The organism is Pseudaquabacterium inlustre, assembly GCF_038066595.1.
In the GTDB taxonomy this organism is placed as follows: domain Bacteria; phylum Pseudomonadota; class Gammaproteobacteria; order Burkholderiales; family Burkholderiaceae_C; genus Pseudaquabacterium; species Pseudaquabacterium inlustre.
In genome coordinates, this window is sequence record NZ_JBBUTH010000001.1 from 67758 (window position 1) to 92586 (window position 24829).

Below are 24829 nucleotides of genomic sequence, written 5' to 3' on the forward strand. Positions count from 1 at the left end.
GCCGGTGCACGGTCAGGGCACACGCCCGGGGCCTACTCGTGGCGCAGCGCCTCGATCGGGTTCAGCGCCGCCGCGCGCCGCGCCGGGAAGAAGCCGAAGATCATGCCGATGGCGGCCGAGAACACGAAGGCCATCACGTTGATCTGCGGCTGGAAGGTGTACGGCAGCGACAGCACGCTGGCCAGGCCCACGCTGGCCGCCGCCGCCAGCGCGATGCCCAGCAGCCCGCCGAAGGCCGACAGCACGATGGCCTCGATCAGGAACTGCAGCAGCACCTCGCGCTCCAGCGCGCCGATGGCCAGGCGGATGCCGATCTCGCGCGTGCGCTCGGTGACGCTGACCAGCATGATGTTCATGATGCCGATGCCGCCCACCAGCAGGCTGACTGCGGCCACCGCGCCCAGCAGCGTGGTCATGGTGCGGATGGTGCCCGACAGCGTGTCGGCCAGCTGCTTGGTGTCGAGCACGTTGAAGTCGTCGTTGGCGTTGTCGGCGATCTTGCGGCGCTCGCGCATCAGCTGTTCCATCTGCGCCTTGACCTTGCTGGTGGCACTGGCCGTGCGCGCCGAGACCATCACGCTGCCGATGTCGGTGCTGCCGGTCAGGCGCCGCTGGGCCGTGCGCAGCGGCATCACGATCAGGTCGTCCTGGTCGTTGCCCATCGCGCCCTGGCCCTTGGGCGAGAGCAGGCCGACGACCTCGCAGCTGAAGTCCTTGACGCGCACATCGGCCCCCACCGGGTTGCTGCTGCCGAACAGCTCGCGCTTCACACGGTCGCCCAGCACGCACACGGCGCGGCCGGCGCGCAGCTCCATGTCGCTGAACTCGCGGCCCGAGGCCAGCGTCCAGTTGCCGGCCAGGAAGTAATCGTTGCTGGTACCGGTGACCTGGGTGCTCCAGTTCTTCGCCGCGGCGATGGCGGTGACGCTCTTGTTCACCGTGGCGGCCACGGCTTGCGTGCCGTCGATCTGGCTGGCGATGGCCTCGGCATCGGCCATCTTCAGCGGCGGCGCGCTCTGCGCCGAGCCGGGGCCGGGCCGCTGGCCGGCGCGCAGGATCAGCAGGTTGCTGCCCAGGCTGGAGATCTGCGCCGACACCGACTGCGTGGCGCCGTTGCCCAGCGTCACCATGGTAATCACCGCGGCCACGCCGATGACGATGCCCAGCGTGGTGAGCATCGAACGCAGCAGGTTGCGGCGGATGGCGCGCAGCGCCAGCAGCAAGGTGTTCCAGAGCATCAGCCGCCCTCCCCGGCCAGCGTGCTTTCCACCGGCGGCGACATCACCGGCTCCTGCAGGCGGTCGCTGTCGACGCGGCCGTCGACGAAGCGCACCACGCGGCGTGCGTAGGCGGCCATGTCGGGCTCGTGCGTGACCATCAGCACGGTGATGCCGCGCTCGCGGTTCAGCGTGGCGATCAGGTCCATGATCTCGCGGCTGCGCTGGGTGTCGAGGTTGCCGGTGGGCTCATCGGCCAGCAGCACCTGCGGCTGCGTGACGATGGCCCGCGCGATGGCCACGCGCTGCTGCTGGCCGCCCGACAGCTCGGCCGGCGTGTGGTGGCCCCAGCCGTCCAGGCCCACCTGGGCCAGGGCCTCGCGCGCGGCGCGGTGGCGCTCGGCGGCGCTGGCGCCGCGGTACAGCAGCGGCAGCTCCACGTTCTCCTGCGCCGAGGTGCGGCCCAGCAGGTTGAAGCCCTGGAACACGAAGCCGAGGTAGTGCCGGCGCAACCGCGCACGCTGGTTGCGGTCCAGCGCCTCCACGGCCACGTCGCGGAAGCGGTAGCTGCCGGCGCTCAGGGTGTCCAGGCAGCCCAGGATGTTCATCACCGTGCTCTTGCCCGAGCCGCTGGGGCCCATCACCGCGACGAACTCGCCGGCCTGCACGTCCATGTCCACGCCGCGCAGCGCCTGGAAGGCCGTGTTGCCGCTGCCATAGGTCTTGGTGACGCCGCGCAGGCGGATCAGTGGTGCCGCGCCGGGCGCATCGGTGCTCACTTGTCGGCTTCCACGCTGTCGGTGATCACCGCCTGGCCGGCCTTCAGGTTGCCGGAGACGATCTGCGTGTGCTTGCCGTCGGTGGGGCCCACGGTCACCGGCACGGCCTGCGGCTGGCCGTCGGCGCCCAGCACCCACACGGTCTGCTGGGTGGCGCGGGCCGCAGCCTTGGCCGCCGCACCGTTGCCAGCGCCGGCCGGGCGCTGGTTGCCACCCGGCGGGCGCGGCATCAGGCTGCTGACCAGGCTGGACTTGGGCGCACCGCCACCGGGCGCGCTGGCGCCGCCGGCCGCACCGGCCGCCGCAGGCGGCGTCCAGCGCAGCGCGGCGTTGGGCACCAGCAGCGCGTTCTCGCGCACGACGGTGGTGATGTCGGCCGTCGCCGTCATGCCCGGGCGCAGGCTCAGGTCGGCGTTGTCCACCTCCAGCAGCGTGGCGTACGAGACCACGTTGTTGGTGGTGGTCGAGCCCAGGCCCACGCGCTGGATCTTCGACGGGTAGCGGCGGTCGGGGTAGGCGTCAACGCTGAAGCTGGCCGCCTGGCCGGTCTTCACCTGGCCCACGTCGGCCTCGTCGACGCTGACCTTGAGCTGCATCTGCGCCAGGTTCTCGGCCAGTGTGAACAGCGTGGCCACCTGCAGGCTGGCGGCCACCGTCTGGCCCGGCTCCACCTTGCGCGACAGCACCACGCCGTCGATGGGCGAGCGGATCTGCGCCTTGGCCAGGTTGGTGCGGTCCGAGCGCAGCGTGGCCACGGCCTGCTGCACGGCGGCCTTCTGGCTCGCCTCGGTGGCCTCGGCGCGGGCCAGCGTGGCCTCGGCGGTGGTGATCTCGGTGGCCGCCGGCACCTTGCCGCCCGACAGCTGCTGCACCTGCTGCAGCCGCGCCAGGCTGGCGCGCGCCTCCATCGTCGTGGCCTGCGCCAGCTTCACCTGCGCCTCGGCCTGGGCCAGGGCGGCCTCGCTCTTGTTCACCGCGTCCTGCAGCTTGGCGGTGTCCAGACGGGCCAGCACCTGGCCCTTCTTCACGCGGTCGTTGTCGTCGACCAGCACGGCCTCGACGGTGCCCGAGAGCTCGCTGCCCACATCCACCTGGTTGATCGGCTCGAGGTTGCCGGTGGCCGACACGCTGACGCGCAGCGTGCCGGTGCTGGCCGGCGTGCTGCGGTACTGCAGCGGCCGCACCTGGCCGGCGCTGCCCCACCACCCGGCAGCGGCCGCGGCCAGCACCAGCACGGCGCCGGCCCCCAGGGCCCAGGCCGTCCAGCGGCGGCCACCGGAGGCGCCGGCACCGATGACATCGGCCACCGCGGCGCTGGCGGCGGGGCTGTTCGTTGGGTTCATGGGTTCTTTCCTGCGTCGGGGAGAGGGCCGCTCCAGCCGCCTCCCAGGGACTTGTAGAGCGCGATCCAGGCGGCCAGCGCGTCGGCACGCGCCGAGGCCAGGCTGTCGTCGAGGGTCAGCGCGGTGCGCTGGGCATCCAGCACGGTGCGGAAGTCGATCAGCCCGCTGTCGTAGCGGGCCCGTGACAGCGTGGCGGCCCGCCGCGCCGATGCCGCGGCCGCCTCCAGTGCCTGCACCTGGGCGCGGCGGCCGGCCAGCGTGGCCAGGCCGCCCTCCACCTCGGCCAGCGCGTTCAGCACGGCCTTCTCGTAGGCGATGGCGTACACGTCCTGCACCGCCAGCTGGGCCTGCAGCGTGGCGCGCAGCCGGCCGGCGTCGAAGATCGGGGCGGTCAGACCCGCGGCCAGCGAGCCCGCCGCGCCGTCGCCCAGCGCCCCCAGCGTCAGCGCCTGCAGGCCGATGCTGCCGCTGAGCGTGAGCTTGGGGCGCAGATTGGCCTGGGCCACGGCGCTGCGCGCCGCCTCGGCCTGCCACTGCGCGGCCGCCATGCGCACATCGGCGCGCTGGCGCAGCGTGTCGGCCGGGATCGGCAGCGCCACGCGGGCCGGCAGCGCCGGCAGCGGCTGCGGCGCGGCCAGCTCGGCATCCAACGCGCTGGGGGCCTGGCCGGTCAGCAGTTCCAGCTGGCGGCGCGCCGCCACGGCACTGGCCTCCAGCGTGGCCAGCGTCGCGCGGGTCTGGTCTCGGCTGGCGTCGGCCTGCTCCACATCCAGCGTGCTGGCCAGGCCGGCCTGGGCGCGCCAGGCGGCGATCTGCGCGGTCTCGGCCAGCAGGGCCAGGTTGGCACTGGCCGCGGCCTGCTGCGACTGCAGGCCGCGCAGCGCCACGTACTGCCGCGCCACCTCGGCACGCAGCGTCACCAGCGCATCGCCATGGCTGGCGGCGCTGGCCGCGGCATCGGCGCTGGCGGCGTCCACGCCGGCCTGCAGGCGGCCGAACAGGTCGGCCTCCCAGCTGGCGTCGAAGCCGGCATCGAACAGGTTGACGGTGCGGCCGGTGCTGCTGCTGGCGCTGCTGCGGCTGCGCGTGGCCGACAGCGAGCCGCTGACGCTGGCGCCGCGCGCGGCCTCGGCCAGCGCCAGCTGGGCGCGTGCCTGGCGCAGTCGGGCCAGCGCGGTGCGCAGGTCGGGCGCCTGGCGCTCGGCCAGTGCCACCAGGCGCTGCAGGCGCGCGTCCCCCAGCTCGGCCCACCAGGTTTCGGCCACCGCGCCGGGCTGGCTGCCGGCCAGGGTCTGCTGCCAGCCGACCGGCGCGGCCACGGCGGGCGCTGACGGCGGCGCACCGGGGCTGGCGCAGCCGCCCAGCCACAGGCTGCCGCCGAGCAGCAGCCCTGTGGCCAGGCCGCGGCGGGCCTGGCCGCCACAGTAGGTGAAAACTCGCATGGCTTCACGTTAACGCGGCCATGTGAAGCAGTGTGTCCACCCCGCTGTCGGATCGTTCGGGGGCTTTGCCCCAGGTCAAGCGGATGTGTGGTCTGGCATATGCTCGGCATCCGTTCCGCCCTCACGGCCCGACGACCGGCCGCCCCGCCATGCGCCTGAACCCGAACCAGGGCGTCCCTGCCCGCGCCCGTGCTCTTGCCCCGGCCTGCGCCGCCCTGCTGCTGGCCGTGCAGGCCCTGCCGGCCCGCGCCCAGCCCGCCTCCGAACCGCTGGCCCTGCGCGCGCTGGCCGCCACCTGCGCCAACTGCCATGGCACCGAGGGCCGCGCGCTGCCCGACAGCGCCGTACCTGGCCTGGCCGGCGAGCGCGCCAGCCGCCTGAACGAGCTGATGCTGCAGTTCAAGCGCGGTGAGCGCCCGGCCACCGTGATGCACCAGATCGCCAAGGGCTACAGCGACGCCCAGCTGCAAGACCTGGCCGGCTACTTCTCGCGCCGCGCCCGCTGACCGCCAGGAGCCCCGACATGACCCTGCACCGCCGCACCCTGCTGTCTGCCGCCGCCGCGCTGCCCCTGGCCACGGGCCTGAGCGGCTGCGCCACCGCGCCCGCCATCCCCGCCCGCACCCGCGTGGTGGTGGTGGGCGGGGGCTTCGGCGGCGCCACCGCCGCCAAGTACCTGCGCCTGTTCTCCGACCACACGCTGGACGTGGTGCTGGTCGAGCCCAACACGCACTTCGTCAGCTGCCCGCTCAGCAACCTGGTGCTGTCGGGCCACCGCACGCTGGCCGAACTGACCGTGCCCTACACCGCGCTGGCGCGCAGCCACGGCGTGACGGTGGTGCGCGACACGGTGGCGCGCATCGACCCGCAGGCGCGCAAGGTGGTGCTGGCCTCGGGCCCCGAGATCGGCTACGAGAAGCTGGTGCTGTCGCCAGGCATCGACCTGATGTTCGACGCGGTGGAGGGCCTGCGCGAGGCCCAGGCCGCCGGCCGCGTGCTGCAGGCCTGGAAGGCCGGCCCCGAGACCGCGGCGCTGCGCCGCCAGCTCGAGGCCATGCCCGATGGCGGCGTGTATGCGCTGACCGTGCCCGAGGCCCCCTACCGCTGCCCGCCGGGCCCATATGAGCGGGCCAGCGTGATCGCCGCGTACTTCAAGGCCGCAAAGCCGCGCAGCAAGGTGCTGGTGCTCGACGCCAACCCCGACGTCACCAGCAAGGGCGCGCTGTTCAAGAAGCTGTGGGCCGAGCAGTACGCCGGCATCCTGGAGTACCGCCCGCAGCACAAGGCCAGCGGCGTCAGCGCCGACGGCCGCAGCATCCGCTTCGAGGTGCAGGACGACGTGCGCGCCGACGTGGCCAACGTGCTGCCGCCGATGCGCGCCGGCCGCATCGCGGTGGACACCGGCCTGGCCAACGTGAACGGCCGCTGGGCCGGCGTGAACTACCAGAGCTTCGCGTCCACGGTGCACCCCGACATCCATGTCATCGGCGACGCGATCCAGGTGGCGCCGCTGATGCCCAAGAGCGGCCACATGGCCAACAGCCACGCCAAGGTGGCGGCGGCGGCCATCGTCGCGCAGCTGGGCGGCCAGCCGGTGAACCCGGCGCCCATGCTCACCAACACCTGCTACAGCTACGTGGATGGCCAGCGCGTCATCCATGTGGCCAGCGTGCACGAGTACGTGGCCGCCGAGAAGACCTTCAAGACCGTGGCCGGCTCCGGCGGCCTGTCTGCCGGCCCCACCGAGCAGGAAGGCCGCTACGCCTGGAACTGGGCGCGCACGATCTGGGCCGACGCGCTGGCCTGAGCCGCGGCACCCCGCGTGAACTCGTCACGCATTCGCGGGCCGGGTACGGCCTGGCGTGGCATGGCAGGCTCAAGCCGCGGCGGCAGCGGCCGATAGTCTGTCCAAACGTCTTCCCGGCGAGGCAGGCAGTACGGCGGGAAATCTTTGTGACACGGCCGTACCGCTGCCTGGATCCGCCATGCCGTCCACCCCTGCCCAGCGCTGCAGCGTGCTGGTGCTTGCCGACACCACCCACGACGCCCGCGGCGCCGTGGAGCCGTTGCGCATCGACCGTGTCGACCTGCGCGTGTGCCCCGACCCCGAGGGCTTCGTCGCCGCCGGCGACGCCTTCGCGGCCGATCTGGTGGTGCTGGCCCTGCGCAGCCTGAGCCGCTGCCGCGAGGTGCTGCAACTGCTGTACGGCGGCGAGCGCGCCGGCCGCCGCGGCCGCCAGCGCGTGCTGCTGCTGGTGGACAAGGACACCGTGCGCGAGGCCTTCGAGCTGTGCCGCGAGGGCGTGGCCGACGACTACGTGCAGCACTGGCCGATCCCGCTGGACGGCTACCGCCTGCGCATGTCGGTGCACGCCTGGCTGCGGGGCGTGGCCGCGGTCCGAGCCGCGCACGGCGCGCCGCCTGGCGCCGCCGAGGCGCCCACGGTCGCCACGGCCGCCGCCGCAGCAGCGCCCGCCGCCGCGGCCCCGCAACGCGTGCCCCAGGTGCTGCTGGTCGACGACGACCCCTTCCAGTACAAGCTCACCCGCATGATGCTGGCCGACTGCGGCGTGCGCCTGGTCTGGCGCGACCGCGCCGCCAGTGCGCTGCAGCAGCTGGGCGATGACCCGCCGCAGCTGGTGCTGATGGACATCGACATGCCGCAGCTCGACGGCATCCAGGCCGTGCGCGAACTGCGCCGCCTGCCCGGCCTGGGCCAGCTGCCGGTGATCATGCTCACCAGCCACAGCGACCGCGAGCGCGTGGTGCAGAGCCTGCAGGTCGGCGCCAGCGGCTTCGTCGTCAAGCCCTTCAGCAAGAAGATGCTGCTCGACGTGATGGCCAAGCACCTGAAGCTGCCGGGCCTGGACGCCAGCGGCCCGCCGACCCCCGCCACGCCCGCCCCGCACCTGCCATGAGCCACACCTCCCCCAGCGAGCCGCCGATCGACCTGCAGGTGCTGCCCGACCTGACCGGCTGCGACGACGCGATGCGCGACGAATTCCTGGCCGACTTCCGCGTCACCGCCAGCGAGTCGCGCGACATGCTGAGGCAGGCCATGGACGCCGGTGATGCGGCGGCGCTGGCCAGCGCCGCCCACCGCATCAAGTCGTCGGCGCGCTACATGGGCGCCATGCCGCTGGGGCAGATGTCCGAGCGCCTGGAGCAGGCCGGCGAGCGGGCCGACCTGGACGGCGCGCGCGCGCTGCTGGCGCAGTGGCACAGCGAGTGGCAGCGTGTGGACGGCTTCATCGCCGGGCACCTCGGCCTGGGCTGAGGCGGCGGTTCACGGCCATGCCCGCCTCCGGCCTCGTCGGACGCCGCCGCCCCGGCCGCAGCTGGCGCCGGTTGCGCATGCGCTGGCACGCCAGCCACCCGGCCCGGCGCGGCCTGTGGCAGGTGTGCTGGCCCTTCGTGCTGTCGGCGGTGCTGGTGCTGGTGCTCACGGCACAGTGCTTTGCGCTGATGTCGGCGGGCCGCGCCTATGTCGAGGGCGAGAGCCAATGGTCCAAGGCGCAGAAGAATGCGCTGCTGGAGCTGTACCGCTACATCGACACCTGCGAGCCGCGGCACATGGCCGCGTTCCACCACCAGCTGCGCGTGCCCCAGGGCGACCGCAGCGCACGCCTGGCGCTGGAACGCGATCCGCCCGACCTGGACGTCGCGCGCCAGGGCTTCGCGCAAGGCGGCATCCACCCGGGCGACATCGACGGGCTGATCTTCGTGTTCCGCTGGCTGCGCTGGGTCGAGCCGATCCACCTGGCCGTCAACGACTGGCGCGCCGCCGACCGGCTGCTCGCCGACGTGGAGCAGGTGGCCGAGCAATTGCACCAGGCGGTGCAGCGCGACTGCGCCGACATCGGCCGCCAGGCCCGGCTGAGCGCCCAGCTGCACCAGCTCAATGCCGAGCTCACGCTGCGCCAGACCGAGTTCAGCCAGCACCTGGGCGAGGCCAACCGCCTGCTGTGGCGCCTGGCGCTGGCTGCGCTGGTGCTGTGCACGCTGGCGCTGGTGCTGCCGGGGCTGTGGCTGTCGTACCGCGTGGTGCGCGCCAAGGTGCGCGCCATCGCCGAGGCACAGGCGGCCAACCGCACGCAGCGCGACTTCCTGACCGCGATGAGCCACGACCTGCGCACACCGATGAACGGCGTGCTGGGCCTGCTGGGCGTGCTGCAGCAGGGCCCGCTGACCGCCGAGCAGCGCGAGGCGTCCGAGCTGATGCGCAACTCCGGCCAGGCCCTGCTGGGCGTGCTGGAAGACGCACTGGACTTCTCGCGCATCGACGACGGCACGCTCACGCTGGACGAGCGGCCGATGGACAGCGGCCTGGTCATCGAGCAGGTGTGCGCGATGCTGGAGCCGGGCGCCCAGGATGCCCGCGTGGACCTGACCCACCATGTCGACCCCGCGGTGCCGGCCATGGTGCTGGGCGATCCGCAACGCCTGCGGCAGATCGTGCAGCACCTGGTGGGCAACGCGGTGAAGTTCTCGACACCGGCGGCGGGCGACGCCACCGGCACCGGCGGCACCGGCACGGCGCCCGCGGCCCGCGGACGGGTGCATGTGCGCTGGGCGCCGGCCCCCGGCCCCGCCGGGGAACCTGGCCTGGGCCTGAGCGTCATCGACAACGGCATCGGCATCCCGCCGGCCCTGATCGGCCGCGTGTTCGATGCCTTCGTGCAGGCCGATCGCAGCAGCACCCGACGCTTCGGCGGGGCCGGCCTGGGCCTGGCCATCACCCAGGCCCTGGTGCAGGCCATGCGCGGCCAGGTGCAGGTGGACAGCACGCCGGGCCAGGGCAGCACCTTCACGGTGTGGCTGCCGCTGCGCAGCGCGGTGGCGGCCGACGGCGCCGATGCCACCGGCGACCCGGCCGGCCCGGGCCACCACCATCCCCCCGGCCCGCGGCCCGTGCCCGGCCTTGCGCTGCGCTGCCTGGTGGTGGCCGAGCCGGCCGGCCCGGCCACCGACCTGGGGCGGCAGCTGGCCTTCCACGGCGCCAGCGTGCACCAGGTGGCCACGCTGGCCGAGGCCCTGGCCTGGGTGGCCCACGCCGGCCAGGCGCCACCGCAGCTGTGCCTGCTGGACGACCCCGGCGGCCCCGACGGTCCGGGCGCCGACGCCCCGGCCAGCGTCGCCCACCATGGCGCACCGCTGGCGGCCCTGCTGGCGGCCTGCGCCGGCACCGGCGCCACCGGGGAACCCGGCCTGCGTGTGCTGCACCTGTGCCGCGGCCGGCGCCGCCGGCTGCGAGCCCATCCCTGCCTGCCGGGGCACACGCTGGACATCAACGGCCTGACCCGCGCCCGCTGGCTGCAGGTGGTGCAGCAGGTGATGACCACGGCTGTCCGGGCGCGCAACCCGGCGGTGGCAGCCTCGCCAGCCGCCGGGCCGATCAACGAGCCGACCACCGAGCCAGCAGCGGCGCCAGCCGCGCCGCGGGCGCCAGCGCCGTCGCGGCCCGAGCGCATCCTGGTCGCCGAGGACAACCCGGCCAACCAGAAGGTCATCGCCTTCCAGCTGCGCCAGCTGGGCTTTGCCGCCGAGATCGCCGCCGACGGCTCGCAGGCGCTGGCACGCTGGCACAGCGGGCGCCACGACCTGCTGCTGACCGACCTGCACATGCCGGTGATGGACGGCTTCGCCCTCAGCCAGGCCCTGCGTGCCGCGGACGCCCGCCGCGACGGCGGCGCGCTGCTGCCGATCATCGCGCTGACCGCCAACGCCCAGAGTGGCGAGGCCGAACGATGCCGTGCCCAGGGCATGGACGACTTCCTGACCAAGCCGACCAGCCTGCCGATGCTCCAGGCCACGCTCGAGCGCTGGCTGCAGGCCTCTGAAGCCCACCGAACCACGGCGCCCGCGCCGGCTGACGCGCCATGAAGCCCCACCTCGCCGAGATCCAGGCCCTCACGGACACCGTGCTGCGCAGCGAGCAGGAGGCCGAGCGCGACGCCGAGCGCGCGGCCAAGCTGGCGGCCATCTCGCGCAGCCAGTGCGTGGCCGAGTTCGCGCTGGACGGCACGCTGCTGGCCGCCAACGACCGCTTCCTCGAGATGCTGGGCTGGCCGGCCGGCCGCCTGGCCGGCTTGCACCACGACCAGTTCTGCCCCGAACAGGCGCCGCACGACGCGGCGCACCAGGCGCTGTGGCAGGCGCTGCGCGAGGGCCGGGCGCAGCACGGCGAGTTCCTGCGCGTGGCGCGCGACGGCCGCCAGGTGTGGATGCAGGCCACCTACACGCCCATCCTCGACCGCCATGGCCAGCCGCGCAAGGTGGTCACCTTCGCCACCGACATCACCGCCGCCAAGCGCGCGGCGCTGGCCGCCGATGCGCAGCTGATGGCCATCTGGTCCAGCCAGGCCGTGATCGCCTTCGACCTGGCCGGCCATGTGCTGGACGCCAACCCGGTGTTCCTGGACGCGCTGGGCTACAGCCTGTTCGAGGTGCAGGGCGAGCACCACCGCATGTTCTGCGCGCCCGAGCATGCCGCCAGCACCGAGTACCAGGCTTTCTGGGACGCGCTGCGCCAGGGCCGCCCGCAGCGTGGCGAGTTCATGCGCCTGGACCGCCACGGCCGGCCGGTGTGGCTGCAGGCCACCTACACGCCGATTCCCGGCCTGGACGGGCGCACCGAGCGCATCGTCAAGTTCGCCACCGACATCACCGCCGACAAGCTGCGCGCGATGGAGGACCAGGGCAAGATGGCCGCGGTGCTGCGCACCCAGGCGGTGATCGAGTTCGACCTGGACGGCCACATCCTCGACGCCAACCCGCTGTTCCTCGACGCCATGGGCTACCAGCGCGACGAGGTGCTGGGCCGCCACCACCGCCTGTTCTGCCTGCCGGGCTATGCCGAGACCGAGGGCTACCGCGCCTTCTGGACCGCGCTGCACGAGGGCCGCCCACAGGCCGGCGAGTTCATGCGCCTGGGTGCGCATGGCCGGCCGGTGTGGCTGCAGGCCACCTACACGCCGATCCTGGGCGCCGACGGCAAGCCCTACAAGGTCGTCAAGTTCGCCATCGACATCAGCGCCGCCGTGGCCGCGCGCCAGGCCCGCGCACAGGCCGCCACCGGCCTGGCGCTGCGCGACGCGGCACTGGCCAGCAGCGGCGACGGCATGCTGATCGTCGCCGTGGCACCCACCGGCACGCATGCCATCTACGCCAACGCCGCCGCCGCCCGCCTGGCCGGCTGCGACGTGAAGACCCTGCTCTCGCCCGACGGCCGCGTGCTGCGCGAGCTGCTGCTGGAAGGCGAGGGCCAGAGCACGGTGCTGCGCGCACTGACCGAGGAGCATGTGCAGCGCACCACGCTGAGCCGCCGCCGCCCCGACGGCGAGGACGGCTGGCTGGCGCTGACCGTCAGCCCGATGGCCGGCGATCCCGCGCAGCGCATCGGCAACGCGGCCGCACGCTCGCGCCAGGCGGTGCGCCTGGCGGTGCTGACCGTCGACGACATCACCGACCGCGTGCAGACCGACCTGCGCCTGCGCGACGAGGTGGCGCGGATGCAGACCATCTTCGCGCTCAGCCCCGACGGCTTCGTGTCCTTCGACGCCGCCGGCCGCGTCATCTCGGTCAACCCGGCCTTCGAGCAGCTCACCGGCCTGGATGCCAGCCGCCTGCTGCGCGCCACCGGGGCGGAGTTCGACGCCGCGCTGGACGCCGTGGTGGCCGAGCGCAACCCGCGGGGCACCGGCCAGTGGCTGGCCGGCATCGGCGGCGCGGCCGATGCCGACGTGCGCGCCGAGGTGCTGCGACTGGCCGACAGCGCGGGCCGCGTGGTGGTGTGCAGCCGCCGGCGCTGCGAGGCCGCGTCGATCTCGCAGGTGCTGCACCTGCGCGACATCAGCGCCGAGATGCTGGCCGCGCGCACGCAGCGCGAGTTCATGGCCAACATGAGCCACGAGATCCGCACGCCGATGAACGGCGTCATCGGCCTGATCGGCGTGCTGCAGCAGTCGGGCCTGGACGCCGAGCAGCAGGAGACGGCCGAGCTCATCCGCAACTCGGGCGTGGCGCTGCTGGGCATCCTCGACGACATCCTCGACTTCTCGAAGATCGAGGCCGGCCAGCTGGCGCTGGAGGCCATCGCCGTGCACGGCGCGCAGGTCGTCGAGCAGGCCTGCGGCGTGCTGGACCCGCTGGCGTTGGACCGGCGCGTGGACCTGACCTGGTTCACCGACCCGCAGGCGCCCGAACAGATGCTGGGCGACCCGCTGCGCCTGCGCCAGGTGGTGACCAACCTGGTGGGCAACGCGATCAAGTTCTCGGCCCGCAGCGACCGCCGCGGCCAGGTGCATGTGCGCTGGACGCCGCAGGCCGACGACCAGGGCCGCCCCGGCATGTGCCTGGCCGTCATCGACGATGGCATCGGCATCGACGCGCAGGCGCAGCAGCGCCTGTTCCAGCCCTTCGTGCAGGCCGACCTGTCGACCACGCGGCGCTTCGGCGGCACCGGCCTGGGCCTGACCATCACGCGCTCGCTGGTGGACGCGATGGGCGGGCAGATCACGCTGCGCAGCGCGCCCGACCAGGGCAGCTGCTTCGAGGTGTGGCTGCCCGTGCACAGGCTGCCGTCCGCCGTCGAGGCCGCCCAACCGGTCCGCCCCGCCGCGCCGGCGGCCCGCGACGCCGCCATGCGCCCGCTGCAGGGCCGGCGCTTCGGCCTGGTGGCCGCACGCGACAGCCGCGTGCGCGAGCTGGCCGCCTACCTGATGGCCGCCGGTGGCGAGGTGACCCTGCTCGAGGACTGGACGGACGCCGGTGCCGTGGCCCCACCCGTGTCGCTGTGGATCGTCGACCTGCCGCCACCGCAGCAGGCCGACGGCGAACGCCGCCTCGCCGCGTGGCTGGCGACGCAAGACTCACCGCCGCCGCTGCTGGTGGTGGGCCGCGGCCGCGTGCGGCGGGCACGCCCGCGCAACGGCGGTGCACACGGCCTGCGCATCGATGCCAACGCCCTGGGCCGCGGCGCCTGGCTGCATGCCGTGAGCCATGCGATGCGCCTGGTCACGCCCACGGCCGACCCGGTCGAACCGGTCGACATGGCCGGCCCGCCACCCGACATCCCGCCAGCGACGGCCACACCCGCCGCCACGCCCTCGCCGGCCGGTGGCCGCCCTTCACTGCCGGCCCGCAGCGAGCGCATCCTGGTCGCCGAGGACAACCCGGCCAACCAGAAGGTCATCGCCTTCCAGCTGCGCAAGCTGGGCTTCGACCCCGACATCGTCGGCGACGGCCAGCAGGCGCTGGAGCGCCTGCGCGCCGGCCGCTACGACCTGGTCTTCACCGACCTGCACATGCCGGTGATGGACGGCTATGCCTTCACCACCGCCTGGCGCCAGCAGGAGCCGGCCCAGGCGCCGCGCCTGCCGGTGGTGGCCCTGACCGCCAACGCGCAGAGCGGCGAGGACGCGCACTGCCGCCGCGCCGGCATGGACGACTTCCTGACCAAGCCCACCAGCCTGGACAAACTGAGCGCCCTGCTGGCGCGCTGGCTCCCGGCCAGCGCACCGGGTAAGTCCTGAACTCAAGCCGCGCCACGCCCGGCCGATAACCACGCATTCCTTTCAAGTCAGGACGCGGTGCCCGGTGACGGCGCCGTATGAACCGCCCATGAAGATCCGAATGCTTCTCGCGGTCGCCTTCGGCAGTCTCTCGGCGATCGTGCTGTTGGTGTCTGCGCTGTCCCTGATGTCCCTGGGCGCGGCGAACGACCGTTTGCACGGCTACCTGCACGGCATCGACGCCCGGGCCCTCCAGGTGGGCCTGGTGCGCAAGGCGGTGGATGACCGCGCCATCGCGGCGCGCAACCTGGTGCTGGCGCGCGACGCCGCCAGCCAGCAGGCCGAGCACGAGGCCGTGCAGAAGGCCCACGAAGACGTGCAGCGCCACCTGGCCACGCTGCGCAAGATGGTGGCCGAGGGCAGCGACGTGTCACCGCAGGCACGCGCCCTGGTCGACGAGATCGCCGGCATCGAGGCCCGCTACGGACCGGTGGCGCTGGCCATCGTGGGCCTGGCGCGCCGCGGCGAGGTGGAGCCGGCCATCGCCAAGATGAACGCCGAATGCCGCCCGCTGCTGGCCGAACTGGTGAAGGCCACCAACGCCTACGCCACGCTGACCGCCGAGCGCGCCCACCAGATCGGCGCCGAGGCCGAGGCCCAGTTCGCGGCCAAGCGCACCCTGCTCGCCGTGGTGTCGCTGGCGGCGCTGCTGCTGTCGGCGGCGGCGGGCTGGTTCGTCTCGCGCCAGGTGTCGGTGCCGCTGGGCCGCGCCGTGCAGCTGGCCAAGGCGGTGGCCGACGGCGACCTGACCCAGCGCATCGACACCGAGGGCCGCAACGAGCTGGCCGACCTGATGCGTGCACTGGCCTCGATGACACGCCAGCTCGAAGGCCTGATCGGCCAGGTGCGCAGCAGCAGCGAGCAGATCAACCACGGCGCCTCCGAGGTGGCCCAGGGCGCGATGGACCTCAGCCAGCGCACCGAGCGCCAGGCCAGCGCGCTGCAGGAGACCGCCTCGTCGATGGAGGAACTGACCGGCACCGTGCGCCAGAACGCCGACAACGCGCGCCAGGCCGCCACGCTGTCGATCGACGCCGCCGGCGTGGCCCAGCGCGGCGGCGCGGTGGTGGCCGAAGTGGTGTCGACGATGCATGGCATCGAGACCAGCAGCCGCCGCATCGCCGACATCCTGGGCGTCATCGACGGCATCGCCTTCCAGACCAACATCCTGGCACTGAACGCCGCGGTGGAAGCCGCCCGCGCCGGCGAGCAGGGCCGCGGCTTCGCGGTGGTGGCCGGCGAGGTGCGCACGCTGGCCCAGCGCAGCGCCGAAGCCGCCCGCGAGATCAAGGCGCTGATCGGCGACAGCGTGTCGCGCGTGGCCCAGGGCACGGCCCTGGTCGACCGCGCCGGCGGCACCATGTCCGACGTGGTGCAGGCCATCGAGCGGGTGCAGCAGATCGTCGAATCGATCAGCGATGCCAGCCAGCAGCAGCATGCCGGCGTGGCCCAGCTCAACAGCGCCATCGCGCAGATGGACGCCAGCACGCAGCAGAACGCGGCGCTGGTGGAGCAGAGCGCGGCGGCGGCCGAGAGCCTGCGCCAGCAGTCCGACCGCCTGGTGGGTGCGCTGACGCATTTCCGCTGCGACGCCGACGCGGCGCACGCCGCCTGAAAAGACAAAGGACCTGGCGATCGCTCGCCAGGTCCTGTGCGTGGTTGGTGGGCCCTGAGTGACTCGAACACTCGACCAACGGATTAAGAGTCCGCTGCTCTACCAACTGAGCTAAGAGCCCGAAAGAACATCTGCAGGAGCCTGCGACTCCCGCACCAGCCCGGACATGCCTGGCTGGCAACTGAACGAAAAAGGTCTCGACGATGACTCGTCAAGACCTTGACGTTGTTGGTGGGCCCTGAGTGACTCGAACACTCGACCAACGGATTAAGAGTCCGCTGCTCTACCAACTGAGCTAAGAGCCCTGAAACTGTTGCCGGGGTTTAATCCGACGCCCGCCAGGCAGAAACTGCCTGACAGGTGGTGGGTCGTGCAGGACTTGAACCTGCGACCAACGGATTAAAAGTCCGCTGCTCTACCGACTGAGCTAACGACCCGTCCGGCAGAGCCTCGCATTCTAGCACTGAAATTTTGGTGTTGTCACGCTTTTGCAGCAGCTTTTCTTGGGGCCTGGCGCAGGACGTCGATCACCTCGCCCGCAGCCACCAGCCCGAAGCTGGCCGTGACGGTGACGGTGGAGCCGTAGCCGTGGCAGTTCAGCGTGCCGTCGCTGGCGCAGGCGGCGTCGGCCGGCGGCGCCACGCTCTCGCGCGAGAACACGCAGCGCAGGCCGATGCGGCCCTGGCGCGGCGCGCCGGCCTTGCGCAGGCGCTGGCGCAGCGTGGCCAGCAGCGGGTCGTGCGTGGTCTCGGCCAGGTCGGCCACCTCGATGGCGTGGGCGCGCAGCTTGCCGCCGGCTGCGCCGCACACCACCAGCGGCGTGCCGCTGGCCCGCGCCCAGGCGGCGATGGCCAGCTTGGCCTGGCCCTGGTCGCAGGCGTCGATCACCGCGTCCACCGGGCCGGGCAGCAGCGCCGGCCAGTTGTCGGGCGCGGCGAACTCCTCCACCACCTGCACCTGGCAGCCGGGGTGGATGTCGGCGATGCGCTGGCGCAGCGCCTCGGCCTTGGCCATGCCTAGCGTGGCGCCCAGCGCCTGCACCTGGCGGTTGATGTTGGACTCGGCCACATGGTCGAGGTCGATCAGCACCAGCTGCGCCACGCCGCTGCGCGCCAGCGCCTCCACCGCCCACGAGCCCACGCCGCCCAGGCCCACCACGGCCACGCGGGCGGCCCGCACGCGCTGGTAGCCGGCCTCGCCGTACAGGCGGCGCAGGCCGCCGAAGCGGCGTTCCAGGTCGGCGTCGTCCGGTGCCAGGCCGGTCTGGCCCTGCGGCTGCGTCATCGTCAGACCCCTTCCTGGCGCAACTGCCAGCGCAGCGTCAGCGTCGCACCGCCCAGCATGCCGGCCAGCGCGATGGCACTGCCCACCGACAGCGTGGACAGCCCGGTGATGCCCTGGCCCACGGTGCAGCCCAGCGCCGTGACCGCGCCCACGCCCATCAGCGCGGCACCCAGCAGGTGGCGCGCGGTGTCGCCCACGCCGCCAAAGCCTTCCCAGTGGAAGCTGCGCGTGGCCAGTGCCACGGCGGCACTGCCGGCCACCACGCCCAGCGCGGCGGCCATGCCCTGCGTGAACACGCGACTGGCATCGCTGGCGTAGATCAGCCACTCGATCAGCAAGGCCATCGGCGCGATGAAGCTGAACGACTCCATGCGCTGGCTGCTGGTGGCCAGGAAGGCCGGCTCCAAGGTCAGCGGATGCTCGGCCAGGTGCCCGTGCACGCCCGACAGCCACCACAGCGCCACCACCAGGCCGCCCAGGCCCAGGCCACCAGCCAGCACATCGGCCTGCCGACCCTCGCGCCGCGCCAGCACCCAGGCGGCCAGCGCCAGTGCGCACAGCGCCCCCACACCCCCTGCCCGCTGCGCCGGCGTGCCCCCCAGGCTGGCCAGCAGCGTGGGCAGATCGGCGCCGCCGGGCAGCGCCAGCTGCACGCGGTCGACGCTGGCCTGGCGGGCCACCGCCAGCACACCGCGCATCGTGGCCCAGGCCGCCAGGCCGGCCACCAGCACCACCACCAGCGAGCGCAGGTTGCCGCCGCCCAGGCGCACCAGCGTGCGCGCGCCGCAGCCCGAGGCCAGCACCATGCCCACGCCGAACAGCAGGCCGCCCAGCGCCAGCGACAGCCAGCGCAGCGCCGCGCCGGCGTAGATCGAATCGGCGGCGCGCACCCAGCCCAGGGCCACCAGCGTGTTGAATCCCAGCATGGCCACCGCCATCGCCAGCACCCACATGCGCAGCCGCGCCGTGCCGCCGAACAGCAGCCAGTCGGATACCGCACCCAGGGTGCAGAAATGCGTGCGCCGCGCCAGCGCACCGAAGGCCGCGCCCAGCGCAAAGGCGGCCCACAGCAGCTGGCGGGTGAGGAAGGGCAGATCGGCTTCGGTCATCGCGTGCGTCGCGAATGGCAACGCGGCATGGGCCGGGCCGTGTGGCCCGCGCCATGCCGCGTGGCGGGGTGGAGGGAGGCGCTGCTTACTTGACGCCGGCCACGCGTTCCTTGCCGGCGGCCGCGGCCTCGCTGTTGGGATAGGCCTTGACCAGCTCTTCCACGGTCTTCTTGGCGCCGCGCCCATCCTTCATCTCGAGCTGGCAGTTGGCCACGGCCAGCAGCGCCTCGGGCGCGCGCGGGTGGCCGGGTGCCGCGCTCACCAGCGCGCGGAAGGACGCGATGGCGTCCTTGTAGTTCTTCTGGCCGTAGTAGGCATTGCCCAGCCAGAAGCGCAGCGAGTCGGTGTAGCCGCTGCCCTGGAAGCGCTGCATGAAGCCGGTGATCGCGGCCACCGCCTTGTCGAAGTCGCCGGTGCGCAGCACGGCCATCGCCGCGTCGTGCGCGCGCCGCTCGTGCGGCTCGGCCACGAAGTCCTTGCCGTCCAGCGCGATCTTCTGCGGCTCCACCTGGCGCAGGCGGTCGTCCAGCGCCTGGGCGGCGTCCTTCAGGCGCTTCTGCAGTTCGGCCACCTCGCGGGCGAGCTGTTCCTGGCCACCGCGCAGCTTGGCGTTCTCGGCCTTCTGCGCCTCGAGCTGGGTGTTCAGGTCCAGCAGGCTGCGGCGCAGTTGCTGCACCTGCTCGGTCAGCTGGCCGGTGCTTTGCTGCAGTTGCTCGAGGCGGTTGCGGTGGCTCTCCTCGCTGGCCTGGAAGCGGCTGCGCAGGTCGAGGATGGCCTTGCGCGCCTCCTCGTCCTCGAGCAGGCCGGCGCGCGCGCCGGAACCGATGACGAGCAGCGCACCGGCCACCAGGGCCGGCAGCACGCGGGGAACGAAGGGCGACAACGACAACGGCACGATCAACGGTCCTTCAGTTCAGCGCGGCGGTTCTTGGCCCAGGCGGCCTCGTCATGGCCGGGGTCGGCCGGGCGCTCCTTGCCGAAGCTCACCGCCTCCAGCTGGGCTTCGGGCACGCCCAGCAGCGCCAGGGTCTTGACCACCGCCTCGGCGCGCTTCTGGCCCAGCGCGATGTTGTACTCGCTGCCGCCACGCTCGTCGGTGTGGCCCTCCACGGTCAGGCGCTTGCCCTTGGTCGCGTTCAGCGCCTTGGCATGGGCTTCGAGCATGCCGCGGAAGTCGTCCTTGACGACGAAGCTGTCGAAGTCGAAGTAGACGACACGGGCCAGGTTCGAGGCCGCCGCGGCGGCGCCGGCGCCGGCACCGGCCGCTGCGCCGGCGCCCGGCGCGCTGCGGCTCAGGTCGACCGTGGCCACCTTGGACTGCGGTGCCACCGCGCCGGCACTGCCGCCGGCACCGGCCGCCGGGGTGCCCGGGGCCGTGGCCGTGGGCACGGCGGTGGGCGTGCGCGTCTCGACCGGCGTCTCGTCGAGCTTGACCGTCGAGCCGCAGCCCGTCAGCAAGGCGGTGGTCACGGCGGCCGTGAAGGTGGCCAGTCCGGTTGCGCGAAGTCCCAGGTTCATCATCGCTCCTAGCTCGAAGGCGGCGGCAGGCGCCGCCAGGGGTTGCGGCGGGTCGGCCGCGCAAGGGCAGCCGGGGTGGGCGGCCCGCGTGTTCATCGGTGGCTCATCGGGTGAACGGGCCCCAGGCCGGCTCGCGCACGTCCTGGCCCTGGGTGGGCACGCGGCGGCGGATCTTGCCATCCAGGGTGGTGGTCATCAACACATCGCGGCCGCCGCTGCGCGTGGCGTAGATCAGCAGCCGGCCGTTGGGCGCGAAGCTGGGGCTCTCGTCGTCGGCCGTGTCGGTGACGGCCAGCGGCGGCGCGCTGCCGTCCAGCGGCATGACCATCACGCGAAAGCCGTTCTCGCGCGTCACGTAGGCCAGCATGCGGCCATCGGGGCTGATGGCCGGGCTGATGTTGTAGGCGCCCTGGAACGTGACGCGCTCGGCGCTGCCGCCCGCGGCCGGCATGCGGTAGACCTGCGGACCGCCGCCGCGGTCACTGACGAAATACACCTGCCGCCCGTCGGGCGAGAAGCAGGCCTCGGTGTCGATGGCGCTGCTCTGCGTCAGCCGGCGCGGGTTGTCGCCGCTGGCGTCGAGCAGGTAGATCTGCGAGATGCCGTCGCGCGTGAGCGTGACCGCCAGGCGCTGGCCGTCGGGCGACCAGGCCGGCGCGCTGTTGCTGCCCTTGAAGGCGGCCACGCGGCGGCGCTCGCCGGTGGACACGTCCTGCACCATGACCACGGCCTTGCCGTCCTCGAAGGACACATAGGCCAGGCGGCGGCCGTCGGGCGCCCAGGCCGGCGAGATGATGGGCTGCGGGCTGGCCAGCGCGGTCTGCGCGCCCTCGCCGTCGGCATCGGTGATGCGCAGCGTGTAGCGGTTGGCGGCCTTGGAGACGAAGGCGATGCGCGTGGCGTTGACACCGCGCTCGCCCACCAGTTGCTCGTGCACCGCGTCGGCGATGCGGTGCGCGGCCAGGCGCAGATCGGCCGGCAGCACCACCGCCGACTGCAGCACCAGCTCCTGCGACTTGACCGCGTCCCACAGCCGGTAGCGCACGTCGAAGCGGCCATCGGCCAGGCGCGTGACCGAGCCGACCAGCAGCGCATCGGCTCCGCGGCCGCGCCAGTCGGACCACTGCGGCGCGCTGCGCTCGTCCAGCGCCCCGCTGGAATCGACCAGGCGGAACACGCTGCTGCGGTCGAGGTCGTCGCGGATGATCTGCGACACGGCCTGGCCGCTGCGGTCCTCGTCGCGAAAGCGCGTGACGGCGATCGGCAGCTGCGTGGCCCCGATGCCCGACACCTCCACCCGGAACTGGGCGCGGGCCGGCAGGCTGGTGAACAGCGCGGTGGGGGCGGCGGTGAACAGGCCGGCACTGAGCGCGGCGGTGAAATGTCGGCGGCGGATCGGCATCGAGGGCGGTGGGAGTCGGTCGGCCCGCCGCAGGTTCCCTCGGGCCCTGCCAGCCAGCCTGGTGCCGGACCATTGTAGGCAGGACGGCTGCGGCATCATCGCGCCCCATGCCCCGCAACGCACCCGACCCCGCCACGCCCTGCCCCTGCGGCAGCGCCCTGCCCTATGCCGGCTGCTGCGGCCGCTGGCACGACGGCCCGCTGCACCTGCAGGCCCCCGATGCCGAGGCGCTGATGCGCTCGCGGTACAGCGCCTTCGTGCTGGAACTGGGCGACTACCTGCTGGCCACCTGGGCCGAGGCCACGCGGCCCGGGCGCATCGATTTCGAACCCGGCCTGCGCTGGCTGGGCCTGCAGGTGCGGGCACACCGTGCCATCGATGCCGACCATGCCGAGGTGGAGTTCGTGGCGCGCAGCAAGCTGGGCGGGCGCGCCCACCGGCTGCACGAGACCAGCCGCTTCACGCGCGATGCCGCCGGCCGCTGGATGTACGTGGATGGCGAGATGCAGGCCTGAACGACGGCTTGACGCTCAGGCCGCCGCGGCGAACTCCTGCCGGATCATCGGCTGCGACAGGCGCCAGGCCACAGCCGCCAGCAGCGCGCAGCCGGCCAGCGACACCAGGGCCGACATCGAGCGCGTGGCCACCACCAGGCCGTCGAGCAGCGGCGCCAGCGCCTGCGGCAGCGCGGCATGGGCCAGCGCGGCCTGCACCCACCACTGCACCGCCGCCTGCTGCAGGCCCAGGCCGGCCAGGTTGAGCACCACGGCCACGGCCAGCAGCGCGATGAAGGCGCGTCGCGCCCACTCGCGCCGGCGCAGCAGGCCGATGGCTGCCGCCACGGTGGCCACGGCCAGCGCCAGCGCCAAGCCCTGGGCCCAGGGCAGCGCGGCCGGCAGCCAGGCCAGCAGCCACTGCGGCAGGTCGTGCAGCGCGGCCGGCGCGGCCACCCAGCCGGCCGACGAAGCCGAGCCGGTGAGCAGCAACGCCATCAGCAGGGCCAGCCAGGCCACGGCATTGACGAACAGCGAGCGCGATCCGACGGTGAAGGTCTGGGGCATGGCGGGTCTCCGGCGCAGGGTGTGCGGTGGGCGCGGCGCCAGGCCGTCCGATCACGGCACACTCTGCCCACGCTCGGTCGCACAGCATGCCGCCCTTGCATGACAGGCATTTGGCAGCCGCCATCGCCGACCACCGCCATCCAAGATCCGCCCCTTGTCCACCGCCCCCGATCCCGCCCCCCACGCAGACCCCCCTCCCCACGCACCGCTGCCGCTGATCCACCAGGACGAGTGGCTGCTGGCCGTGCACAAGCCGGCCGGCATGCTGGTGCACCGCAGCAGCCTGGACGCCCAGGAAGAGGACGACCTGGTGACCCGGCTGCGCGCGCAGCTGGGCGCGCCCGTGTGGCCGGCGCACCGGCTGGACAAGGGCACCTCGGGCGTGCTGCTGCTGGCCCGCGATGCCGCCACCGCCAGCGCGCTGGGCGAGGCCTTTGCCGAGGGCCGCACCACCAAGCACTACCGCGCGCTGGTGCGCGGCTGGCCCGGCGCGCCGGGCGGGGCCGACGAATGGGGCGAGATCGACCAGCCCCTGGCCCGCGACCCCGAGCTGCCCTCGGCCGGCCAGCCGCGTCTGCCGGCCTGCACGCGCTGGCAGGTGCTGCAGCGCTGGGAATGGCCGCTGGCCACGCACCCGGCACATGCCGGCACGCGCGTGGCGCTGATGGCCGTGCAGCCGCTGAGCGGCCGGCGCCACCAGATCCGCCGCCACTTCAAGCACATCGGCCACCCGCTGATCGGCGACGCCACGCACGGCAAGGGGCCGCTGAACCGCGCCATCGCCGCCTGGCTGGGCCACGGCCGGCTGTGGCTGCATGCCGAGCGCTTGGCGCTGACCCATCCGGTCACCGGCCAGCCGCTCGAGCTGCACGCAGCGCCGGGGTCCGAGTGGGACTTGCTGCACACTGCGCCCCCCGTCACCGACTGCTGACCCCCACCCGCCGCATGCACACCGGAGCCCTTGCCGCCGCGCTGGCCTACATCTGCTGGGGCCTGTTCCCGCTGTACATCAAGCTGCTGGGCGCGGTGCCGGCGCTGGAGCTGGTGGCCCACCGCTCGTGGTGGAGCCTGGTGCTGGTGCTGGGCGTGCTGGCCGTGCAGCGGCGCTGGGCCTGGCTGGGGCCGGTGCTGCGCTCACCGCGCACGCTGGCGGTGTTTGCCTGCAGTGCGCTGCTGCTCACCGCCAACTGGCTGCTCTACGTGTGGGCCGTGAACGCCGACCATGTGCTCGACGCCAGCCTGGGCTACTTCATCAACCCGCTGTTCAACGTGCTGCTGGGCTACGCCGTGCTGCACGAGCGGCCCCGGCCGGTGCAATGGGCCGCCGTGGCGCTGGCCGCCTGCGGCGTGCTGTGGCTGGCCATCGGCACCGGCCATGTGCCCTGGGTGTCGCTGGCGCTGGCCTTCAGCTTCGGCCTGTACGGCCTGCTGCGCAAGACCGCGCCGCTGGGCGCGCTGGAGGGCCTGACGCTGGAAACGCTGATGCAGGCGCCAGTGGCACTCGGCTGGCTGCTGTGGCTGCAGGCGCACGGCCAGGGCCACTTTGCCCAGGGCAATCTGGGGCTGGACCTGCTGCTGCTGGCCGCCGGGCCGGCCACTGCCGTGCCGCTGCTGCTGTTCGCCTTTGGCGCGCGGCGGGTCACGCTGGCCACGCTGGGGCTGCTGCAGTACCTGGGCCCGTCGATCCAGTTCATGCTGGGCGTGTTCGTTTACGGCGAGCCCTTCGACCTGCGCCGCGGCCTGGGCTTTGCACTGATCTGGGCCGCGCTGGCGGTCTACAGCGCCGAGAGCTGGCGACAGCTGCAACGCCAGCGCCAGGCCGCGGCGGCCTGACCCGGCCCGGCTGACCCAGCGCGGATTTCAGCCGCGCAGTTCAGCCGCGCAGGTCGCCCGCCAGGCTGGCCAGCGTCTCGGCCGGGATGCTCAGGTGCGCCGGATAGTGCGTGTGGTCGCAGCCCAGCTTCACCGCCGCGCCGGCCCGCACGGCCTGGCGCGCCGCGGGCGGAAATTCAAAGCGCACGAAGTGCACCGCCGAGGTCTTGACCTCGTTCTCGCGGTCCAGGTCTTCGTCGGCGATGGCGTAGACGCGCGGCTGGCCTTCCACCTCGACGAACAGTCGGTCTTCCACGCCGATCAGCCGCGCCAGCTCGCGCCGGCGCTCGTGAACATCAGGGTACTCCAGTAGCACGGTGGCCTTCCAGTTGCTGCCATCGGGCACCAGCGGCGCATAGGCCTCGATCTCGGACAGGATGCCGTCCTCGTCGAAGATCTTCTCGATGTGCAGCATCTCCTGGATCTGCCGGCGGATGGTGGCTTCGTCTTCGAACTGCAGGCTCATGTGTTCGCCCAGTCGCACGCTGCGCAGCTGGCGGTGGGCGATGTGGGCGGGCTTGCTGCTCTGGCGGATGCGGGCGTAGGCCTCCAGCGTGAGCAGGCTGTCGCGGGTGATGGTCATGGCGGGCGTTGACGTGGGGGCGGGTCGAAGCG

21 protein-coding genes and 3 tRNA genes are annotated in these 24829 nt (G+C 73.2%); 10 read left to right on the top strand and 14 right to left on the bottom strand.

The window, feature by feature from the left end:
- Positions 1-32: 32 nt before the first annotated feature.
- Genes AACH10_RS00325 through AACH10_RS00340 form a run of 4 tightly spaced genes read right to left on the bottom strand, consistent with a single transcriptional unit; the run spans position 33 to position 4781 of the window.
- Positions 33-1238 (bottom strand): ABC transporter permease, encoded by a 1206-nt coding sequence (locus AACH10_RS00325; RefSeq protein ID WP_341408358.1) that lies wholly within the window; start codon positions 1236-1238, stop codon positions 33-35.
- On the bottom strand, positions 1238-1996 hold the full coding sequence (locus AACH10_RS00330; protein ID WP_341408359.1) for an ABC transporter ATP-binding protein: 759 nt from the start codon (positions 1994-1996) through the stop codon (positions 1238-1240). Before AACH10_RS00330 ends, AACH10_RS00325 begins: the two co-directional genes overlap by 1 nt.
- Positions 1993-3339, bottom strand: a complete 1347-nt coding sequence (locus AACH10_RS00335) for an efflux RND transporter periplasmic adaptor subunit (protein ID WP_341408360.1) — start codon at positions 3337-3339, stop codon at positions 1993-1995. The genes AACH10_RS00330 and AACH10_RS00335 overlap by 4 nt, the downstream gene beginning before the upstream one ends.
- Positions 3336-4781 carry an efflux transporter outer membrane subunit gene (locus AACH10_RS00340; protein ID WP_341408361.1) on the bottom strand — a complete coding sequence of 482 codons (1446 nt, stop codon included), beginning with the start codon at positions 4779-4781 and terminating at the stop codon, positions 3336-3338. Before AACH10_RS00340 ends, AACH10_RS00335 begins: the two co-directional genes overlap by 4 nt.
- A 149-nt stretch (positions 4782-4930) precedes the next feature.
- Between AACH10_RS00340 and AACH10_RS00345 the strand changes: the two genes are divergently transcribed.
- From AACH10_RS00345 to AACH10_RS00375, 7 genes are all read left to right on the top strand, one after another.
- A complete protein-coding gene (locus AACH10_RS00345) occupies positions 4931-5287 on the top strand; it encodes a c-type cytochrome (protein ID WP_341408362.1) in 357 nt (118 codons plus the stop codon).
- Positions 5288-5304: 17 nt separating this feature from the next.
- Positions 5305-6588 (top strand): FCSD flavin-binding domain-containing protein, encoded by a 1284-nt coding sequence (locus tag AACH10_RS00350; protein ID WP_341408363.1) that lies wholly within the window; start codon positions 5305-5307, stop codon positions 6586-6588.
- A gap of 178 nt (positions 6589-6766) precedes the next feature.
- Positions 6767-7699, top strand: coding sequence for a response regulator (locus AACH10_RS00355; protein WP_341408364.1), 933 nt, complete (start codon positions 6767-6769; stop codon positions 7697-7699).
- Positions 7696-8058 (top strand): Hpt domain-containing protein, encoded by a 363-nt coding sequence (locus AACH10_RS00360; protein ID WP_341408365.1) that lies wholly within the window; start codon positions 7696-7698, stop codon positions 8056-8058. Before AACH10_RS00355 ends, AACH10_RS00360 begins: the two co-directional genes overlap by 4 nt.
- Positions 8059-8135: 77 nt before the next feature.
- Positions 8136-10664, top strand: coding sequence for a hybrid sensor histidine kinase/response regulator (locus tag AACH10_RS00365; protein WP_341408366.1), 2529 nt, complete (start codon positions 8136-8138; stop codon positions 10662-10664).
- Positions 10661-14314 carry a PAS domain S-box protein gene (locus AACH10_RS00370; protein ID WP_341408367.1) on the top strand — a complete coding sequence of 1218 codons (3654 nt, stop codon included), beginning with the start codon at positions 10661-10663 and terminating at the stop codon, positions 14312-14314. Before AACH10_RS00365 ends, AACH10_RS00370 begins: the two co-directional genes overlap by 4 nt.
- A 100-nt stretch (positions 14315-14414) precedes the next feature.
- Positions 14415-15968, top strand: coding sequence for a methyl-accepting chemotaxis protein (locus tag AACH10_RS00375; protein ID WP_341408368.1), 1554 nt, complete (start codon positions 14415-14417; stop codon positions 15966-15968).
- A 45-nt stretch (positions 15969-16013) separates the two neighbouring features.
- Here AACH10_RS00375 and AACH10_RS00380 read toward each other — a convergent pair.
- The 8 genes from AACH10_RS00380 to tolB form a co-directional block, all read right to left on the bottom strand.
- A tRNA-Lys gene (locus tag AACH10_RS00380) sits at positions 16014-16089 on the bottom strand.
- Between the two features lie 108 nt (positions 16090-16197).
- Positions 16198-16273 (bottom strand) — tRNA-Lys (locus tag AACH10_RS00385).
- Between the two features lie 56 nt (positions 16274-16329).
- Positions 16330-16405 (bottom strand) — tRNA-Lys (locus tag AACH10_RS00390).
- A 43-nt stretch (positions 16406-16448) separates the two neighbouring features.
- Positions 16449-17252: a tRNA threonylcarbamoyladenosine dehydratase gene (locus AACH10_RS00395; RefSeq protein ID WP_341408369.1), complete on the bottom strand. Its 804-nt coding sequence runs from the start codon at positions 17250-17252 to the stop codon at positions 16449-16451.
- Positions 17253-17254: 2 nt separating this feature from the next.
- Positions 17255-18361 (bottom strand): YeeE/YedE family protein, encoded by a 1107-nt coding sequence (locus AACH10_RS00400; RefSeq protein ID WP_341408370.1) that lies wholly within the window; start codon positions 18359-18361, stop codon positions 17255-17257.
- An 85-nt stretch (positions 18362-18446) separates the two neighbouring features.
- Positions 18447-19256, bottom strand: a complete 810-nt coding sequence (gene ybgF, locus AACH10_RS00405; RefSeq protein ID WP_341408371.1) for a tol-pal system protein YbgF — start codon at positions 19254-19256, stop codon at positions 18447-18449.
- 2 nt (positions 19257-19258) lie between these two features.
- Positions 19259-19879, bottom strand: a complete 621-nt coding sequence (gene pal, locus AACH10_RS00410) for a peptidoglycan-associated lipoprotein Pal (RefSeq protein WP_341409182.1) — start codon at positions 19877-19879, stop codon at positions 19259-19261.
- Between the two features lie 103 nt (positions 19880-19982).
- Complete coding sequence (gene tolB, locus AACH10_RS00415) at positions 19983-21281, bottom strand: Tol-Pal system beta propeller repeat protein TolB (protein ID WP_341408372.1); 1299 nt, start codon at positions 21279-21281, stop codon at positions 19983-19985.
- 107 nt (positions 21282-21388) lie between these two features.
- On the opposite strand from tolB, the gene AACH10_RS00420 reads away from it, so the two are divergent.
- Positions 21389-21796, top strand: a complete 408-nt coding sequence (locus AACH10_RS00420; RefSeq protein WP_341408373.1) for a YchJ family protein — start codon at positions 21389-21391, stop codon at positions 21794-21796.
- A gap of 15 nt (positions 21797-21811) precedes the next feature.
- Here the strand turns inward: AACH10_RS00420 and AACH10_RS00425 are convergent, their stop codons facing one another.
- Complete coding sequence (locus tag AACH10_RS00425; RefSeq protein ID WP_341408374.1) at positions 21812-22342, bottom strand: hypothetical protein; 531 nt, start codon at positions 22340-22342, stop codon at positions 21812-21814.
- Between the two features lie 154 nt (positions 22343-22496).
- On the opposite strand from AACH10_RS00425, the gene AACH10_RS00430 reads away from it, so the two are divergent.
- On the top strand, positions 22497-23273 hold the full coding sequence (locus AACH10_RS00430; RefSeq protein ID WP_341408375.1) for a pseudouridine synthase: 777 nt from the start codon (positions 22497-22499) through the stop codon (positions 23271-23273).
- 14 nt (positions 23274-23287) lie between these two features.
- Positions 23288-24175, top strand: coding sequence for an EamA family transporter RarD (rarD, locus tag AACH10_RS00435; protein WP_341408376.1), 888 nt, complete (start codon positions 23288-23290; stop codon positions 24173-24175).
- A 40-nt stretch (positions 24176-24215) separates the two neighbouring features.
- On the opposite strand, the gene AACH10_RS00440 is transcribed toward rarD, so the two are convergent.
- Positions 24216-24797: a DUF3501 family protein gene (locus AACH10_RS00440; protein ID WP_341408377.1), complete on the bottom strand. Its 582-nt coding sequence runs from the start codon at positions 24795-24797 to the stop codon at positions 24216-24218.
- Positions 24798-24829 lie beyond the last annotated feature (32 nt).

What these genes read in the sequence shown, in the direction of transcription:
- AACH10_RS00345 (WP_341408362.1), top strand. Translation starts at nt 4,931, where the DNA reads ATGCGCCTGAACCCGAACCAGGGCGTCCCTGCCCGCGCCCGTGCTCTT.
- AACH10_RS00375 (WP_341408368.1), top strand. Translation starts at nt 14,415, where the DNA reads ATGCTTCTCGCGGTCGCCTTCGGCAGTCTCTCGGCGATCGTGCTGTTG.
- AACH10_RS00365 (WP_341408366.1), top strand. Translation starts at nt 8,136, where the DNA reads ATGCGCTGGCACGCCAGCCACCCGGCCCGGCGCGGCCTGTGGCAGGTG.
- AACH10_RS00355 (WP_341408364.1), top strand. Translation starts at nt 6,767, where the DNA reads ATGCCGTCCACCCCTGCCCAGCGCTGCAGCGTGCTGGTGCTTGCCGAC.
- AACH10_RS00425 (WP_341408374.1), bottom strand. Translation starts at nt 22,342, where the DNA reads ATGCCCCAGACCTTCACCGTCGGATCGCGCTCGCTGTTCGTCAATGCC.
- AACH10_RS00420 (WP_341408373.1), top strand. Translation starts at nt 21,389, where the DNA reads ATGCCCCGCAACGCACCCGACCCCGCCACGCCCTGCCCCTGCGGCAGC.
- tolB (WP_341408372.1), bottom strand. Translation starts at nt 21,281, where the DNA reads ATGCCGATCCGCCGCCGACATTTCACCGCCGCGCTCAGTGCCGGCCTG.
- AACH10_RS00395 (WP_341408369.1), bottom strand. Translation starts at nt 17,252, where the DNA reads ATGACGCAGCCGCAGGGCCAGACCGGCCTGGCACCGGACGACGCCGAC.
- AACH10_RS00370 (WP_341408367.1), top strand. Translation starts at nt 10,661, where the DNA reads ATGAAGCCCCACCTCGCCGAGATCCAGGCCCTCACGGACACCGTGCTG.
- AACH10_RS00335 (WP_341408360.1), bottom strand. Translation starts at nt 3,339, where the DNA reads ATGAACCCAACGAACAGCCCCGCCGCCAGCGCCGCGGTGGCCGATGTC.
- AACH10_RS00400 (WP_341408370.1), bottom strand. Translation starts at nt 18,361, where the DNA reads ATGACCGAAGCCGATCTGCCCTTCCTCACCCGCCAGCTGCTGTGGGCC.
- rarD (WP_341408376.1), top strand. Translation starts at nt 23,288, where the DNA reads ATGCACACCGGAGCCCTTGCCGCCGCGCTGGCCTACATCTGCTGGGGC.
- AACH10_RS00325 (WP_341408358.1), bottom strand. Translation starts at nt 1,238, where the DNA reads ATGCTCTGGAACACCTTGCTGCTGGCGCTGCGCGCCATCCGCCGCAAC.
- AACH10_RS00350 (WP_341408363.1), top strand. Translation starts at nt 5,305, where the DNA reads ATGACCCTGCACCGCCGCACCCTGCTGTCTGCCGCCGCCGCGCTGCCC.
- AACH10_RS00340 (WP_341408361.1), bottom strand. Translation starts at nt 4,781, where the DNA reads ATGCGAGTTTTCACCTACTGTGGCGGCCAGGCCCGCCGCGGCCTGGCC.
- AACH10_RS00440 (WP_341408377.1), bottom strand. Translation starts at nt 24,797, where the DNA reads ATGACCATCACCCGCGACAGCCTGCTCACGCTGGAGGCCTACGCCCGC.
- pal (WP_341409182.1), bottom strand. Translation starts at nt 19,879, where the DNA reads ATGAACCTGGGACTTCGCGCAACCGGACTGGCCACCTTCACGGCCGCC.
- AACH10_RS00360 (WP_341408365.1), top strand. Translation starts at nt 7,696, where the DNA reads ATGAGCCACACCTCCCCCAGCGAGCCGCCGATCGACCTGCAGGTGCTG.